The organism is Pseudomonas sp. C8002, from assembly GCF_013385765.1.
Classification (GTDB): domain Bacteria; phylum Pseudomonadota; class Gammaproteobacteria; order Pseudomonadales; family Pseudomonadaceae; genus Aquipseudomonas.
On the sequence record NZ_JACAPJ010000002.1, the window covers coordinates 148,359 to 163,139 of the forward strand.

Here is a 14,781-nt window from a genome sequence, read left to right on the forward strand (position 1 = left end):
CGCCGGGTATCACAGGTCGACACACCGCCCTGTGCGGGCGGGTTCAACTGCCCTTAACGAGCATGTACTTGCTGAAATTGTTGATGTGATCATCAAGATTATCCTCAAGCATCATCCGGTACTGATCACAGAAATACTTCAGCATCGCCTCACGGGCCTGGGCCATTTCTTCGCCGGATTTAAAGCTGCGTGCGCTGACCCAGGCATTGAAGCGTGTGGTGCCGAACATCATCGAGGCGCTGACTTTGCCCAGGTCGGCGAACGCCCTGAACTGCTCGTTGGACAGCTCGATGTGCGCGTCCGCGCGATCATAGAAGCCGTTGTCGGTGGTATCTGGCATTGCGGTTACCTTCCTGTTCGTGAGTGCGGCGAAGGTACCGCCGCGCTCCACAGGAAGGCAACCACATCGGCCGCTTCAGGCTTTATTTGTTGCGCGTCACCCTCCACACCGTGTTGGCCAGGTCATCGGCAATGATCAGCGCACCCTTCGGATCAACCGTGACCCCCACCGGCCGGCCGCGAGTCTTGCCATCGTCCCCGCGGAAACCCGTGGCGAAGTCCAGCGGCTCACCGGCAGGCCGGCCATTGCTGAACGGCACGAAGATCACCTTGTAGCCCACCGGATTGTCCCGGTTCCAGCTGCCGTGCTCGCCGACGAAGACGCCGTCGGCATATTTCTCGCCCATGGCCGGGATGGAAAAATCGACGCCCAGCGCGGCAACGTGGGAACCCAGGCTGTAATCCGGCTTGATCGCGGCGGCGACCTTGGCCGGGTTCTGCGGTTGGGCGCGGGTGTCGACGTTCTGGCCCCAATAGCTGTAGGGCCAGCCGTAGAACTCGCCTTCGCGCACCGAGGTCAGGTAATCCGGCACCAGGTCCGGCCCCAGTTCATCCCGCTCGTTGACCACCGCCCACACCTGCCCGGAGCCCGGTTGAATGGTCAATGCCGTCGGGTTGCGCAAACCGGTTGCATAAGGCTTGTGGGCACCGGTGGCGGCGTCGATCTGCCAGACCATCGCCCGGTCGATCTCAACCTCCATGCCGCGTTCGGTGATGTTGCTGTTGGACCCGATGCCCACATACAGCGAGCGGCCGTCGGGGCTGATCGCCAGGGATTTGGTCCAGTGGTGATTGATCGCGGCGGGCAGCTCGGTGACGGTGGTGGGCGGGCCACCGGCCTTGGTCTGGCCGTCTTCGTAGTCGAAGCGCACCAGCGCATCCTGGTTCGCCACGTACAGCTTGCCGTCGGCAAAGGCCAGGCCGTAGGGCGCGTTGAGGTTTTCGGCGAACACGGTTTTCAACTCGTAGGTGCCGTCACCGTCGGCATCGCGCAGCAGGGTCAGGCGATTGCCGCCCTTGACCTTGGTGTTGCCCTCGGCCTTGATCACGCTGGCGATCACATCCTTGGGCTTGAGTTTCGCTGCGTTGCCGCCCCGGCCTTCGGCGACGAGAATGTCGCCGTTGGGCAGCACCAGGGTCTGGCGCGGGATCCGCAGGTCGGTGGCGATGGCCGTGATGCTGAAACCCTCGGGCACCGTAGGTTTCTGCTCGGCCCAGGCCACCGGTTCGGCGATCTTCATGCTGGGCAACAGGCCGCGCTGGGGTTCCGGCAGCTTGGGGTCGGGGCCGCGAGCCTGAGTGCTGTCGGCTTCGCCACCGCAGGCGCTCAACAACATCGCCATGCTTAAAACGGTCAGCGTGCTGGAAGGCTTCATTGGGCACCTCCCGAGCGCAGGTTGGTCAGCCCGACCCACGTGGTCACGCAGGCCAGCAGGGTCACGACGGCAGACAACACCAGGCCCGAAGGCATCACGGCCCAGGCATCCTTCGCATGCTCAAAGGCATTCACCAGGCCCAGCGCCCAGGTCACCAGCAACAGCAGGAAGTACACCGTGGGGCGCCCGGCCTTGCGGTCGGCACGCAGCAGGTTGACCAGTGCAAACAACCCCGCCAGCCCGCAGAACAGCAGAGCGCCGGCGATCAGCCAGGCGGCGAAGTTGCTCCATTGGATCTGGTAGGTCTGGTAGTAGGCAATGTCGCTCAGCAGGGCGCCGAGAAACAGCGGGACGGTACCGGCCAGCAAGGTCGCATGAAGCGGGCCAGGCGTGCAGCGGTAGGTGAGGGTGGTGGTGACGGTCACGGGCGGCTCCTTATCGTTGAGCGGCCCTGATGAGGCTCATCAGGGCCGCGCTGACTGCGCTTAAGGAAGGAGCGTGCTGCTTGCGCGTTAGTTCACCCGCTATTCGTTTCCAAATATGTTGCGTCAGTTGATGCGTGGATGTTGCTGCACCAGGTTTTCACGCTTGGCTTCCAGCTCGGCGATTTGCGCGTCGATATCTTCGATCTTCTGCTCGATATTGTCTTCGTGCTCCTGCAGCAGCTCCTTGGCTTCCTCGATATCCGACGCCGCCGGTGCCGCGCCGCGCAGGGGTTTGTTGGCGGTTTCCTTCATGGTCAGGGCGGTGAAAAGCCCCAGTACGGCGAATACCATCAGGTAATAGGCCGGCATGTACAGGTTGTTGGTGGTCTCCACCAGCCAGGCCATGGCGGTTGGCGTGAGGCCGGCAATCAGGATCGAGATGTTGAAGGCGCTGGCGAGCGCGCTGTAGCGGATGTGGGTAGGGAACATCGCCGGCAGGGTGGACGCCATCACGCCGATAAAGAAGTTGAGCACCACCGCAATGATCAGCAGCCCCGAGAAAATCAGCCCGAGCTTGCCGCTGTTGATCAGCATGAACGCCGGAATGGCGAGAAAGAACAGCGCGATGCTGCCGAACAGAATGAAGGGTTTGCGCCCGATCTTGTCGCTGACGAAGCCAATCATCGGCTGCACGAACAACATGCCGACCATGATCGCGATGATGATCAACACGCCGTGGTTTTCGCTGTAGTGCAGGTTGTGCGACAGGTAGCTCGGCATGTAGGTGAGCAGCATGTAGTACGTGACGTTGGTCACCACCACCACGCCGACACAGGTCATCAGGCTGCGCCAGTGCTTGGTGGCGACTTCCTTGAACGAGACTTTCGGGCCGCCCGCCAGGCCTTCGCGGTCACCTTGTTCGAGTTGCTCCACGTGCTGTTGAAAGGCCGGTGTTTCTTCCAGGGCATGACGCAAGTAGAGCCCGATCATGCCCAGCGGCAGGGCGAGGAAGAACGGCAGGCGCCAGCCCCAGGACTGGAAGGCGTCTTCGCCGATTACCGCCGAAATCAACACCACCACGCCCGCGCCGAGCACGAAGCCGGCGATGGAGCCGAAGTCCAGCCAACTGCCGAGGAAGCCGCGCTTGCGGTCCGGGGCGTATTCGGCGACGAAGATCGAGGCACCGGTGTACTCACCGCCCACCGAGAAGCCCTGGGCCATCTTGGCCAGCAGCAACAGGATCGGCGCCCAGATGCCGATCGAGTCATAGGAGGGGATCAGCCCGATGGCGAAGGTGCTCAGGGACATGATCACGATGGTCGCCGCCAGGACCTTTTGCCGGCCGTATTTGTCCCCCAACCGGCCAAAGAACAGGCCGCCCAGCGGGCGAATCAGGAACGGCACCGAGAAGGTCGCCAGGGCCGCGATCATCTGTACGCTGGGAGACGCTTCGGGGAAGAACACCTTGCCCAGCACATAGGCGACAAAGCCATACACCCCGAAGTCGAACCATTCCATGGCATTGCCCAGCGCAGCGGCGGTGATCGCCTTGCGCATCTTGGCGTCGTCGACGATGGTGATGTCATCCAATCCAATGGGATTGACGGTTTTCTTGCGTGATTTCATGGGAATACTCAGCCGCAGGTCCATTTCGATGCCACTGTTTTGGTGGCATGCGCTTAATGGGTCAGATACATGCGGACACTGAATAATTCACCACTGGCTGGATTTTTTTGTTAACGGCCCGGCAAGGATTAACTGATCCGCTCGCCCCCCAGGGAATCACGCTGCATCGACTGCAGGTTTTTCTCGATGGTTTCGCAAAGGGCTTCCATCTGGATCTGGTGCTCGCTGTCGCGGAACGGGCTTTGCAAATCGGTGCCGATGCGTTCGATGGCCAGCAGCATGAAGCCCACCACCGTGGACGCCAGCGGGGTGAACCAGCCCAGGGATTCCACCAGGCCCACCGGCACGATCAGGCAGAACAGCGAGATGAACAGCCGCGGGAAATACACGTAAGGGTAGGGCAGCGGCGTATTGGCGATGCGCTCCATGCCGCCCTGGCTGTTGGACAAATCCACCAGGGTCGACTCCAACCGCGCCAGGCGAATGCTGTCCAGGCGCCCGGCCTTGTATTCCTGGGCCAGCAGGGCTGCGGAGCCGTTGATGATGTCGTTGGAAAAGTTATTGGTACTGGTGCTGCGGGCGAACTCGTTGGCCGGCAGGAAGGCGCGGATTTCTTCCGGGCAAGGCTGGCCCCGCAAGTGCGCCGCCAGGCAGTTCACATACGCCACGTGACGGCGCAGCAAGGTCGCCTTTATCGGGTTGACCTCATTGTCCGGGTCGTCCAGCAGCGTCAGCACTTGCCGGGCGAAGCTGCGGGAATTGTTGACCATCGCCCCCCACAACGTGCGTGCCTCCCACCAGCGGTTGTAGGCGCTGCTGTTGCGGAAACTGATCAGCACCACCAGCGCCGAGCCGAGCAGGGTGAGCGGCATCAGCGGCAGGTTGATCTTGCTGTTGAGGAACAGCATGAAGTCCACGGTGACGGCGATATCCCAGAGCAGCAGCCAGAACAGCGCCCAGCCTACATAGCCCATGGTCTTGATGATCAGGCGGTATTTTTTGATGATGGCAGCTTTCAAACGGAAACCTCGCGGCGAGCGGTAAGCATCAATGCCCTAGCTCGGACGGTGTTTACCGGGTAAAGGTTCGCCGGCGGGCCGGGTCTTCAGGCCTGGAATGTCAGGACAAAACGGTTTTCGCCCTGGGGCTTGCCGTCCGGTGCGGGCTGGTCGGGCACGAAACCGCAGCGGGTCAGGACTTTTTGTGAGCCCACATTCTCGGGGTACACGTACGCCACCAGTTGGGTCAGTGCCCAGCGCGCCTGTGCCTCGTGGATCAGATGGTTCAGCGCCAGGGTTGCCAGCCCTTGCCCGCACGAGCGCTCACCCACGCGGTAGCCGACTTCGGCAGAGCCCTTTGGCGAGTCGATGCTTTTCAGGTTGGCGCGACCGACGATTTCGCCGTTGGCGTCTTCGATCACGAACGGGTGCCATGTGCCGGTGGCCAGGCCTGATAGATAACCGTCAATATGCTCGGCGACGCCCTGCACCGAGTAAAACGATGGGTCGCGCGCCTCGATATGCGACTCGAACCAGTCACGGTTACGGGCTTCGAAGGCCAGCAATGCTTCAGTGTCCGTACTGCTCAGCTCGCGAACGCGAAATGACGTCATTGCTCGAATCTCCAGGGTTGTTCTGTGCATTTAGTCATGTTTTCGTCATAAAGGCGTGTGAAATTTGCCTGCCAAAAATATGAAATCATGGAGTTTTTCCGATGAGGGTAGTCACCTCCGGCTCGGCGTATCTGGACATCGATGCATACGCCTGCTGCATTGCGTATGCCGAGTTGTTGAATCGTCAGGGAATCGAGGCGCGTGCCGTCAGCAGTGCTCCACTGAATGCCAGCATCTCCAGGACCGTGCTCGGCTGGCTATCATCATTGGATGACTACCGACCTGGGCCCGGCGATGAGTTTGTGATGGTGGATATCTCGGACTTCCACCACTTCGACCCGGTGGTCGTGCTCGATCAGGTGGTGGAGGTGATTGACCATCACCCGGGGTTTGAAACCTATTGGGCGCAGAGGCTGGGAAGTGCCGCAGACATCCGTTTGATCGGCGCGGCAGCGACGCAGGTTTTCCTGCGTTGGGAAGCGGCCGGTTTGTTGCCGCTGATCAGTGAGCACAGTGCCGCGCTGCTGGCCACGGCAATCCTGGACAATACCCTGAATTTTACCGGGCAGTTGACATCCGCGGCGGATGTTCGGGCTTATGAAACCCTCGCGCTGCTGGCGAAACTCGCGGCAGACTGGCCTGAGCGGTATTTCTCCGAGTGCCAGGCCACTATCGAGTCAGACCTTGCAGGCGCGTTGGCGGGTGACCTGAAGTGGCTGAAAGCCGACAGCAACCTGCCGCAGGTTTTTGCGCAGATGACGGTGTGGGATGCCGGTGCGCTGATCCGAAAGCATCGCTCGACCATCGCTGATTGGCTGGCGGCGCAGGGGGAGGACTGGCTGGTGAATCTCATCAGTATCCGCGAGTGCAGAAGCTATTTCCTGGCTGAGCCCAAGGTCAGCCAGGAAAAACTGAGCCAGTTGCTTTCCATCGACTGGCAGGCCGGGATGGCGGTGCTGGATCGTTCGCTGTTGCGCAAGGAACTGGTAAGGCTGGCGGCCACTGATTGACGGCGCTCACCAAAGTGACGTTCCTCTTTGATGAACCCGCAATACAATGGCCAGGGTATTACCGAAAAGGAACGGCAGTTGAACGAACACACATTGTCCATGCGCCTTGAGCGCGTGGCGACGCACGTCCCCGCCGGGGCGCGCCTGGCGGATATCGGCTCCGACCACGGCTACCTGCCGGTGGCATTGATGCGCCGCGGCGCCATCGTGGCGGCGGTGGCGGGCGAGGTGGCCCTGACGCCGTTTCGCGCAGCCGAGCGCACGGTGCGCGAGAACGAGCTGGAGCAACACATCACCGTACGCCTGGCCAGTGGCCTGGCGGCGATCGAGCCGGGAGACGGGATCACCGCGATCAGCATCTGCGGCATGGGCGGCGAGACCATCCGCGACATCCTCGACAGCGACAAGGCGCGCCTCAACGGCCGGGAGCGCCTGGTGCTGCAGCCCAACGGCGGCGAGCAACCGTTGCGCCAGTGGTTGATGGAGAACGGCTACCGCATCGTGTGCGAAGAGCTGCTGCGGGAAAATCGCTTCTTCTACGAAATCATCGTTGCCGAGCGCGCCGGGCCTGTGACCTACACCGCCGAAGAACTGTACTTCGGCCCGCTGCAAATGCAGGCCCGCAGCCCGGAATTCCTGCTCAAGTGGCAGCGCATCCTGCGCCACAAACAGCAGACCCTGAGCGACTTCGCCCAGGCGCGGCAAGCGGTGCCCGAGGACAAGGTGCAAGAGGTCGCCCAGCAGGCGCGGTGGATCGCAGAACTGCTGGCGTGAGGGTCAGCCTGCGAGGGTGTTCAGCTCTGCGAGTACCTCATCCGAAAGATCCAGCTCGCCCACCGCGATGTTTTCCCGTAGATGGGTGACCGAGGACGTTCCCGGGATCAGCAGGATATTGGGGGAACGGCGCAGCAGCCATGCCAGGGCCAGTTGCATCGGGGTGACGCCGAGGCGCTGTGCGACGTTCGACAACACCGCTGACTGCACTGGCGAGAACCCGCCCAGCGGGAAGAATGGCACATAGGCAATGCCGTCCCGGGCCAATTCGTCGAGCATCGCGTTATCGTGTTGGTGGGCGATGTTGTACAGGTTCTGGACGCACACGAAGCGCACGATTTTTCGCGCCTCGGCGACCTGCGTCGGGGTAACGTTGCTGATGCCGATATGGCGTATCAGGCCCTGTTGTTGCAGCTCGGCAATGGCACTCAGGGGTTCCTCGATCGAGCCTTCGGCAGTGCCCATCACGCCGTGCATGGCCCGCACATTCACCACGTCCAGCACGTCCAGGCCCAGGTTGCGCAGGTTGTCGTGCACGGCCTGGGTCAGCTCGGCCTTCGACGAAGCGTTGAACCAGGCGCCATCGTCGCCACGGCGGGCGCCTACCTTGGTGACGATCGTAAGATCGTCTTTATACGGGTGCAGTGCCTCACGAATAATCTGATTGGTGACATGCGGCCCGTAGAAGTCGCTGGTGTCGATATGGTTCACGCCGCAAGCGACGGCCTCGCGCAGTACGGCCAGCGCTGCATCACGGTCCTTGGGCGGGCCAAACACGCCTGGGCCGGCCAGTTGCATGGCGCCGTAGCCGATGCGGTTGACGGTGCGATCGCCGAGATTGAATGTGCTGGTGGTCATGGTCGGAGCTCTTGCTTGACGGGAGGAAGCCTATAATATGAAGGATCCTTCAGGTTTAGAATTCGCATTCCATGAGCCCTCTCAAAGCGTCGTTAAAGCCAAGAAAATCAGCGGTCCAGGCCCGGTCGGCGGCGACGGTGGAAGCGCTGCACACGGCAACCCTTCAGGTTTTGACCGCTCAGGGCCTGGTCCGCTGCACCACGACCCGCGTGGCCGAGCGGGCGGGCATGTCGGTGGGCAGTCTCTATCAGTACTATCCGAACCGCGATGCACTGCTTGCTGCGGTATTGGAGAAGCATCTGGTGCAGGTGGCCGAGACCGTCGAGCAGGCGTGCGATCAACACCAGGGCACCACGGTGGCGGAAATGGCATCGGGGTTTGTCACGGCTTTTCTCGCCGTGAAGCTGATGGACCCGACGGCGTCCAAAGCCCTGTATGCCATCGCAGGTGAGCGGGGCGGTGCGGAGCTTGTGGCGCGGATCAACAAGCGGGTGGTGGCCGCGATTGCAGCGATGTTGGCGACGGCGTCGGATGCCCGGTTTGAAGACCCATCCCTTACCGCCGCCATCTCGCTCAGCGCGGTGGTGGGACCGGTTCGGGCGTTGCTTGAAGGCAATGCATCTGCGGCCTTTGAAGCCGGCCTGGAACAGCAGGTGACCCGCATGCTGCGAGCTTATCTTCAAACCTATCAGTCACTTACGTAAACCGTGTTCAGGGTATTTTGCAGCGCTGCTTCGCACTAAAGTCACATCCATGGGTCCATAAGCCCCGCAATCGAACTTTGAAGATTTAACCCATGCACCTACGCAAAATTGCAGTTGGGCTGTCGGCCCTTGTTTTGCTCTCCACCGGGGCGCAAGCCCGTGGCCTGCTGGACCTCATCACACCACCTCAATCCCATACCTCCCGCTCGGGCTCCATCAGCCAGGGCGCGGCCCTGGATCTGTATTCAAGCCAACAGAAAAAGCCATCGTTCGACAGTTGCGCCGACCTGTTCCCGGCCGCACAACCGATCAACACGGCCACAGTGCCGGCCACCATGAAACCCCTGGCGCTGTGTTCCGATAATTTCGCGGTGCTGTACTCGCAAACCAGCAAGACCCCGCTGGTGGTGGTCGAACGCCTGAATGCCGGCCAGTTGAAGGATGCCAAAGGCGAAGAACGCACCAACCAGTTCTACCCCGACCCGCGTATTCCCAAAGGCGCGCGCGCCGAGTTGAGCGACTACCGTGGCCAACACCCGGCGGTGGACCGTGGCCATCAATCCCCGGCGGCGGATGCGCCGAGCACCAACGCCATGGCCCAGTCCTTTGCGCTGTCGAACATGGTCCCGCAAGACCCGACCAACAACCGCAAGATCTGGAGCAAGGTCGAGGCGGACGTGCGCAAGTTTGCCAAGCGCGCCGACGGCAACGTGTTCGTGTTCACCGGCCCATTGTTTGACCCGGGCTACAGCACCATTGGCGACAACAAGGTCTGGGTGCCGACTCGCCTGTTCAAGCTGGTTTACGACGTGTCGTCCAAGCGCGCCTGGGCGTATGTACTGCCCAACGCTGAAACCCGTATCGAGAAGCCGATGGACTACGCGACGTTTGTGAAAACCACCGGGCTCAAGTTGCTCGGGAATTTGCCGGTGACGGGGTCAGTCGGGCGTACTTGACGGCCTGAAACCGGGTGCGTCACTTGCCCTTTTTCAACGTCTTCAAGCGCAACGTTGCGCGCTGCACAGCGGCCATCTTCTCTGGCCGCTTCATCTTTTTCCATTTGCGAATATCGTCCTTGGTGCGTCCACAACTCACGCACAGCTCACCACTGAGCTGGCAGGTTGAGACGCACGGGTTCTCGATATCTTTAGCCAAGGCTTTACCCCTTTACCGCATACAGTTTGAGCAGGCGCAGGCGCCAATTGCCGCCATGCTGCAGGTGGCATTCTTCCTCGGAGTCGAAGCGCACGTAGCGGTGCGAAGAAGGGCGATCCACCCCGGCATCCTCCAGCGCGGTGGCCGTCAGTTCGCGCATGCGCAGGTCCAGTCCGGTAGAAAGGGCCAGTTCCCGGTTCGCCCTGGTATCGAATACCCAGATGACCAGCAGGCTTTGGGCAAAGGCCTGGTAGTCGACTTCGTGGGTCAGCCAGTCGAAGCCGGTGATTTCGGCTTTCGCGATCTCACAGGCTTCGGTCAGGGTCGCGACCAGGCGACGTTCGATGCGCGCGCTGTCGCGTTTGCTTGAAGACATGGGGATTCCTTGAGGAGCGAGGAGGGTGATGATACGCGAGAGATCTACTGTGGGAGCTGTCGAGCTTTAGCGAGGCTGCGATGGCGGACTGGCAGGCGACATCTTTATTGCCTGACAGGGCCTCTTCGCAGCCTCGCTAAAGCTCGACAGCTCCCACACTGGATTCGTGTTGCCCTTCAGATATTGATCGTTCCCACGCTCTGCATGGGAATGCCGCATCGGACGCTCTGCGTCCAGCTGACGATGCAAGGTTCAAGTCCTGCGCAATGGTGACGCGGAGCGTCACAGGATGTATTCCCACGCAGAGCGTGGGAACGATCAACTGTGCGAGCCTGCGAAGATCAACTGAGGGAGCTGTCGAGCTTTAGCGAGGCTGCGATGGCGGACTGGCAGGCGACATCTTTATTGCCTGACAGGACCTCTTCGCAGCCTCGCTGAAGCTCGACAGCTCTCACACTGGATTCGTGTTGCCCTTCAGATATTGATCGTTCCCACGCTCTGCGTGGGAACGCCGCCTCGGACGCTCTGCGTCCAGCTGACGATGCAAGGTTCAAGTCCTGCGCAATGGTGACGCGGAGCGTCACAGGATGTATTCCCACGCAAAGCGTGGGAACGATCAACTGTGCGAGCCTGCGAAGATCAACTGTGGGAGCTGTCGAGCTTTGGCGAGGCTGCGATGGCGGACTGGCAGGCGACATCTTTATTGCCTGAAAGGGCCTCTTCGCAGCCTCGCTGAAGCTCGACAGCTCCCACACTGGATTCGTGTTGCCCTTCAGATATTGATCGTTCCCACGCTCTGCGTGGGAACGCCGCCTCGGACGCTCTGCGTCCAGCTGACGATGCAAGGTTCAAGTCCTGCGCAATGGTGACGCGGAGCGTCACAGGATGTATTCCCACGCAGAGCGTGGGAACGATCAACTGTGCGAGCCTGCGAAGATCAACTGTAGGAGCTGTCGAGCTTTAGCGAGGCTGCGATGGCGGACTGGCAGGCGACATCTTTATTGCCTGACAGGGCCTCTTCGCAGCCTCGCTGAAGCTCGACAGCTCCTACGCAGGATTTTGTCGGATCGAGATGATCGTTCCCACGCTCTGCGTGGGAATGCCGCCTCGGACGCTCTGCGTCCAGCTGACGATGCAAGGTTCAAGTCCTGCGCAATGGTGACGCGGAGCGTCACAGGATGTATTCCCACGCAGAGCGTGGGAACGATCAACTGTGCGAGCCTGCGAAGATCAACTGTGGGAGCTGTGTTGCCCATCACATATTTTTAGGCCGATCCAGCTTGCGCGTCATGGTGTACACCGCCACGCCGGCCGCCAGGATGCCCGAGGCCGCGCCGACCGCCAACGCCCAGCGCGGCCCAAGATGGTCGGCCACCCAGCCCACAATCGGTGCGCCAATCGGTGTGCCGCCCAGGGCCACGCCCACCCGCAGGGCGATTACCCGCCCGCGCATGGAAGGTTCGGTGGTGAGTTGCATCAGGCTGTTGGTGGTGTTGCTGAAGGTCAGCGCGCCCACGCCGATGATCACCAGCGCCCCGGCGAACAACCCATAGTTCGGGGCAATCGCCGCCAGCGTGCAGCCCACCCCGAACACCAGCGCGCCGATCAACAACGCCTTGAAGTGTGGCCGCTCGCGACCGGCTGCGAGCAGCGCCCCGGCAACGGTGCCGATGGCCAGGGTCGACGTCAGCAGGCCATAGCCGCGGGCATCGGCGTGGAACACGGTGACGGCCATGGTCGAGATGAAGATCGGAAAATTCATGCCGAAGGTGCCGATCAAGAACAGCATGATCAGGATCGCCATCAGGTCCGGCCGCGCCCACACATAGCGCAGGCCTTCAGTCAGGCTGCCCTTGGTGCGCAGCGCCCGCAGGCTGGTGTGCAGGCCGGAAACCCGCAGCAGAAACAGCGAGGCCAGCACCGCGAAAAAGCTCGCGCCATTGAGCAGGAACGCCCAGCCGGTGCCCACCGATGCGATGGTCACGCCGGCCACCGCCGGGCCAATCATGCGCGCCATGTTGAACGAGGTGGAATTGAGCGCGATGGCATTGGACAGGTCCGCTTCGCCCACCAGCTCCGCCACGAATATCTGCCGCACCGGTGCATCGAAGGCCGAGGCGCAGCCGGACAAAAACGCGAACACATACACGTGCCACAGCTGCACGATGCCGGTCAGGGTAAACACCCCCAGCATCAGCGCCAGCACGCCCATCACGCCCTGGGTGACCATCAGCAGCTTGCGCTTGTCGTAGTGATCGGCGGCGAAGCCGGTCCAGGGCAGCAACAGCAATTGCGGCCCGAACTGCAACGCCATGACGATGCCGACGGCCGACGCGTTATGCGGCGTGAGCTGGGTCAGCACCAGCCAGTCCTGGGCCGTGCGTTGCATCCAGGTGCCGATATTCGACACCAGGGCGCCGGCGGCCCAAATGCGGTAGTTGACGCTGCGCAGCGAGCGGAAAATGCCCATCGAACTCACACCGGCCCTGAGGAATGACCACCGTTGAAGCGCCCGAAATGCTGCGCCAGGAAAACACTCAGGGCCAAGGCCCCGAGCCCGAGGGCGAGCACATCAGCGGTGTTTTTGAGGTCGAAGTCCCCAACCCGGCAGACCAGCACGTAGCCGATCACCAGGTTGAGAAAACCCCAGAGCACATTCAGCGTCGAGGAGGACCGCCCCTGGCCGCGCGGCTTGGCAAACGGCGTCTGGAAGGACTGGCCCATCAAGCCACTGAGGCAATGGGGCAGCGCGTTGGCGAGCAATACGCCGCCGAAGAAATAAGACACCAGCTCATGCCATTGCATCGTCACGCACCCCTTGTTTCAAGCAAGCCGATGATGTCTTGCGCCGTGCCGGTTTCCCCCAGCTTCGGGAATATCTGGTTCAGGCTGTAGTGATGGGCCTCGGCGTTCGCGTCGGTCATGGCATCGACGGCCAGGGTCACGTTGAAGCCGGCCTCGTAGGCCTGGCGCGCGGTGGACTCCACGCCGGTTCCGGTAGCAACGCCGGTGATCACTAGTTGAGTCACGCCGAGTGCTTTGAGTTGCGCCTCAAGATCAGTGCTGGCGAAGGCACCCCAGGTGCGTTTGGTCACCCCAATGTCGCCGGGTTGCTGATCGAGTTCGGGCAGCAGGTCGGCCCATCCCGGTGGAAATACATCGCTGCGCCGTGGCCGCTCGGTACGCCCGGGGGCGAAGCCTGTGACGTTGACCAGCACCACCGGCATGCCGCGCTCGCGGAACGCGTCGAGCAGTGCACGGGAGCGTTCCACCACGGCGCCGATGGGGTGGATGAACGGGTATTCGGCGATGCCTTTTTGCAAGTCCACGATGATCAGCGCGGTGTTGGGATCCAGCAAGGTGACGGCCATGGGAGGTCCTCGAACGGATAGAAGTGGCTCAAAAGTCGGCGAGGCGCTCCAGCAGCTTTACCGCTGCCGCGAGTTCAGCTTGTTCTTCGGCAGACAGTTGCTCCTGCAGCGCCCGCAGCAGCCAATCGTCCTTGGCTGCCCGGCTGGCGATCAGGTGCTTACGAAAGCCGGGAGTCAGCTCGATCAGGGTTTGGCGCCCATCGCTGGGGTCGGGTTTGCCCCTGATCGCTTTCATCGTTTCCAGCCCGGCCACGGTGATGCGCATGGACTGCGGCCGCACGCTCTCCGCCCGGGCCAGGGCCGAGACGGTGCTGGGCCCGTCTCGGTCCAGGCGCAGCAGCACCGACTTCTGGGCGGAAGTGAAATCGTTCGGATGGGTTTGTTCCCGCAGCCGGCGTATCAGCTTGCCCAGGGAGATGCGCAGCTCGGCAGCCAGGGCGGCGGATTGGGTTTCGGAGGTGATGGAAGGTTTGTTCATGCCCGGACGTTAGCATGCGTGCAGAAAAACTGTACAGTTTAGCTGTATGAAATTTTTGTCATAAAAGCCCGCGTCGACGGTCCTTTTGCCGGGGCGTTACCTGGTGTCGCGGCTGGGCGTGCTGTCGTTCATGGACCGGGATGGTGCAAGACCGAATGCTATGTGGGTGACCGATTGTTGGACGTGGATGATGAACGGGTTCTGCAACTGTTCACGGACTTGATGAGCCGCGCATTGACCTGATCGACATGCATGCGCGGCTTTTTCCCGGCCTATCAAGTGTGTTGATAGCGGTACTCCTGAGTCACCCCTTCATAGCCGTAGGCACTGGCCCGGCAGTCGATGATGTGCACATTGGAGTGCGGGTGCAGGTTGCCGATCAACTCCGCCAACAGCGTGTAGGCCTCACGATGAAAACGCGCCTTTTGCGCCTTGGTGTTGGTCTCATCGGTCACGGTGACTTCCAGGCGGAATGCGTTGCGCCCGTGTTCGGCCAGCGAGCGGTTATGAATGAACCACTGGTCGTGCGGCACAAAATCGAGAATCAGCAAGGTCTGCTCCGGGCGTTTCTCGAGCACTTCACAGGTCAGTGCAGTGAGCTGCGGGACGAGCTGGCGGACCAGTTCGGGATTGCGTTCTCCGGAGATTTTCAGGGTGATGCCTGGCATGGCGAATTC

18 protein-coding genes are annotated in these 14,781 nt (G+C 61.6%); 4 read left to right on the plus strand and 14 right to left on the minus strand.

Going from position 1 to position 14,781, the window contains the following annotated elements; genetic code table 11:
- Positions 1–43 precede the first annotated feature (43 nt).
- The 6 genes from HX814_RS02485 to HX814_RS02510 form a co-directional block, all read right to left on the minus strand.
- Positions 44–340, minus strand: a complete 297-nt coding sequence (locus HX814_RS02485) for a DUF3144 domain-containing protein (RefSeq protein ID WP_003207921.1) — start codon at positions 338–340, stop codon at positions 44–46.
- A gap of 82 nt (positions 341–422) precedes the next feature.
- A complete protein-coding gene (locus HX814_RS02490; protein ID WP_177009645.1) occupies positions 423–1,715 on the minus strand; it encodes a sorbosone dehydrogenase family protein in 1,293 nt (430 codons plus the stop codon).
- Positions 1,712–2,140, minus strand: coding sequence for a DUF2231 domain-containing protein (locus HX814_RS02495; RefSeq protein WP_063031866.1), 429 nt, complete (start codon positions 2,138–2,140; stop codon positions 1,712–1,714). The genes HX814_RS02490 and HX814_RS02495 overlap by 4 nt, the downstream gene beginning before the upstream one ends.
- Positions 2,141–2,263: 123 nt before the next feature.
- Positions 2,264–3,766, minus strand: a complete 1,503-nt coding sequence (gene proP / locus HX814_RS02500; RefSeq protein WP_003207926.1) for a glycine betaine/L-proline transporter ProP — start codon at positions 3,764–3,766, stop codon at positions 2,264–2,266.
- Positions 3,767–3,894: 128 nt separating this feature from the next.
- Complete coding sequence (locus HX814_RS02505; RefSeq protein ID WP_008433288.1) at positions 3,895–4,785, minus strand: bestrophin family protein; 891 nt, start codon at positions 4,783–4,785, stop codon at positions 3,895–3,897.
- An 86-nt stretch (positions 4,786–4,871) separates the two neighbouring features.
- Positions 4,872–5,378, minus strand: coding sequence for a GNAT family N-acetyltransferase (locus HX814_RS02510; RefSeq protein ID WP_177009646.1), 507 nt, complete (start codon positions 5,376–5,378; stop codon positions 4,872–4,874).
- Between the two features lie 101 nt (positions 5,379–5,479).
- On the opposite strand from HX814_RS02510, the gene HX814_RS02515 reads away from it, so the two are divergent.
- Both HX814_RS02515 and HX814_RS02520 read left to right on the plus strand, forming a co-directional pair.
- A complete protein-coding gene (locus tag HX814_RS02515; RefSeq protein WP_177009647.1) occupies positions 5,480–6,388 on the plus strand; it encodes a bifunctional oligoribonuclease/PAP phosphatase NrnA in 909 nt (302 codons plus the stop codon).
- Positions 6,389–6,466: 78 nt separating this feature from the next.
- Positions 6,467–7,162, plus strand: coding sequence for a tRNA (adenine(22)-N(1))-methyltransferase TrmK (locus HX814_RS02520; protein ID WP_177009666.1), 696 nt, complete (start codon positions 6,467–6,469; stop codon positions 7,160–7,162).
- A gap of 3 nt (positions 7,163–7,165) precedes the next feature.
- Here the strand turns inward: HX814_RS02520 and HX814_RS02525 are convergent, their stop codons facing one another.
- Positions 7,166–8,020, minus strand: a complete 855-nt coding sequence (locus tag HX814_RS02525; RefSeq protein ID WP_008433296.1) for an aldo/keto reductase family oxidoreductase — start codon at positions 8,018–8,020, stop codon at positions 7,166–7,168.
- Positions 8,021–8,091: 71 nt separating this feature from the next.
- Between HX814_RS02525 and HX814_RS02530 the strand changes: the two genes are divergently transcribed.
- Positions 8,092–8,724, plus strand: a complete 633-nt coding sequence (locus HX814_RS02530; protein WP_023659027.1) for a TetR/AcrR family transcriptional regulator — start codon at positions 8,092–8,094, stop codon at positions 8,722–8,724.
- Between the two features lie 92 nt (positions 8,725–8,816).
- A complete protein-coding gene (locus HX814_RS02535; RefSeq protein ID WP_008433300.1) occupies positions 8,817–9,680 on the plus strand; it encodes a DNA/RNA non-specific endonuclease in 864 nt (287 codons plus the stop codon).
- Between the two features lie 19 nt (positions 9,681–9,699).
- Here the strand turns inward: HX814_RS02535 and HX814_RS02540 are convergent, their stop codons facing one another.
- The 7 genes from HX814_RS02540 to HX814_RS02570 all read right to left on the minus strand — a co-directional run bounded on the left by HX814_RS02540 (position 9,700) and on the right by HX814_RS02570 (position 14,772).
- The gene (locus tag HX814_RS02540) at positions 9,700–9,879 is read right to left on the minus strand and encodes a DUF1289 domain-containing protein (RefSeq protein WP_003207939.1); all 180 of its coding nucleotides are present in this window, start codon (positions 9,877–9,879) and stop codon (positions 9,700–9,702) included.
- Positions 9,880–9,883: 4 nt separating this feature from the next.
- The gene (locus HX814_RS02545) at positions 9,884–10,255 is read right to left on the minus strand and encodes a hypothetical protein (protein WP_003207940.1); all 372 of its coding nucleotides are present in this window, start codon (positions 10,253–10,255) and stop codon (positions 9,884–9,886) included.
- Positions 10,256–11,510: 1,255 nt separating this feature from the next.
- Complete coding sequence (locus tag HX814_RS02550; protein ID WP_177009648.1) at positions 11,511–12,725, minus strand: MFS transporter; 1,215 nt, start codon at positions 12,723–12,725, stop codon at positions 11,511–11,513.
- Between the two features lie 5 nt (positions 12,726–12,730).
- A complete protein-coding gene (locus tag HX814_RS02555; protein WP_008438861.1) occupies positions 12,731–13,060 on the minus strand; it encodes a hypothetical protein in 330 nt (109 codons plus the stop codon).
- Between the two features lie 2 nt (positions 13,061–13,062).
- Positions 13,063–13,626, minus strand: coding sequence for an isochorismatase family protein (locus HX814_RS02560; protein ID WP_177009649.1), 564 nt, complete (start codon positions 13,624–13,626; stop codon positions 13,063–13,065).
- Between the two features lie 28 nt (positions 13,627–13,654).
- Entirely contained in the window at positions 13,655–14,104 is a 450-nt protein-coding gene (locus HX814_RS02565) for a MarR family winged helix-turn-helix transcriptional regulator (RefSeq protein ID WP_003214523.1), read from the minus strand.
- A gap of 275 nt (positions 14,105–14,379) precedes the next feature.
- Positions 14,380–14,772 (minus strand): tautomerase family protein, encoded by a 393-nt coding sequence (locus HX814_RS02570; protein WP_003214522.1) that lies wholly within the window; start codon positions 14,770–14,772, stop codon positions 14,380–14,382.
- Positions 14,773–14,781: the final 9 nt, after the last annotated feature.

Coding starts and splice junctions, on each gene's coding strand:
- HX814_RS02570 (WP_003214522.1), bottom strand. CDS start 14,772: ATGCCAGGCATCACCCTGAAAATCTCCGGAGAACGCAATCCCGAACTG.
- HX814_RS02545 (WP_003207940.1), bottom strand. CDS start 10,255: ATGTCTTCAAGCAAACGCGACAGCGCGCGCATCGAACGTCGCCTGGTC.
- HX814_RS02510 (WP_177009646.1), bottom strand. CDS start 5,378: ATGACGTCATTTCGCGTTCGCGAGCTGAGCAGTACGGACACTGAAGCA.
- HX814_RS02565 (WP_003214523.1), bottom strand. CDS start 14,104: ATGAACAAACCTTCCATCACCTCCGAAACCCAATCCGCCGCCCTGGCT.
- HX814_RS02555 (WP_008438861.1), bottom strand. CDS start 13,060: ATGCAATGGCATGAGCTGGTGTCTTATTTCTTCGGCGGCGTATTGCTC.
- HX814_RS02525 (WP_008433296.1), bottom strand. CDS start 8,020: ATGACCACCAGCACATTCAATCTCGGCGATCGCACCGTCAACCGCATC.
- HX814_RS02530 (WP_023659027.1), top strand. CDS start 8,092: ATGAGCCCTCTCAAAGCGTCGTTAAAGCCAAGAAAATCAGCGGTCCAG.
- HX814_RS02490 (WP_177009645.1), bottom strand. CDS start 1,715: ATGAAGCCTTCCAGCACGCTGACCGTTTTAAGCATGGCGATGTTGTTG.
- HX814_RS02550 (WP_177009648.1), bottom strand. CDS start 12,725: ATGGGCATTTTCCGCTCGCTGCGCAGCGTCAACTACCGCATTTGGGCC.
- HX814_RS02515 (WP_177009647.1), top strand. CDS start 5,480: ATGAGGGTAGTCACCTCCGGCTCGGCGTATCTGGACATCGATGCATAC.
- HX814_RS02485 (WP_003207921.1), bottom strand. CDS start 340: ATGCCAGATACCACCGACAACGGCTTCTATGATCGCGCGGACGCGCAC.
- HX814_RS02560 (WP_177009649.1), bottom strand. CDS start 13,626: ATGGCCGTCACCTTGCTGGATCCCAACACCGCGCTGATCATCGTGGAC.
- HX814_RS02535 (WP_008433300.1), top strand. CDS start 8,817: ATGCACCTACGCAAAATTGCAGTTGGGCTGTCGGCCCTTGTTTTGCTC.
- proP (WP_003207926.1), bottom strand. CDS start 3,766: ATGAAATCACGCAAGAAAACCGTCAATCCCATTGGATTGGATGACATC.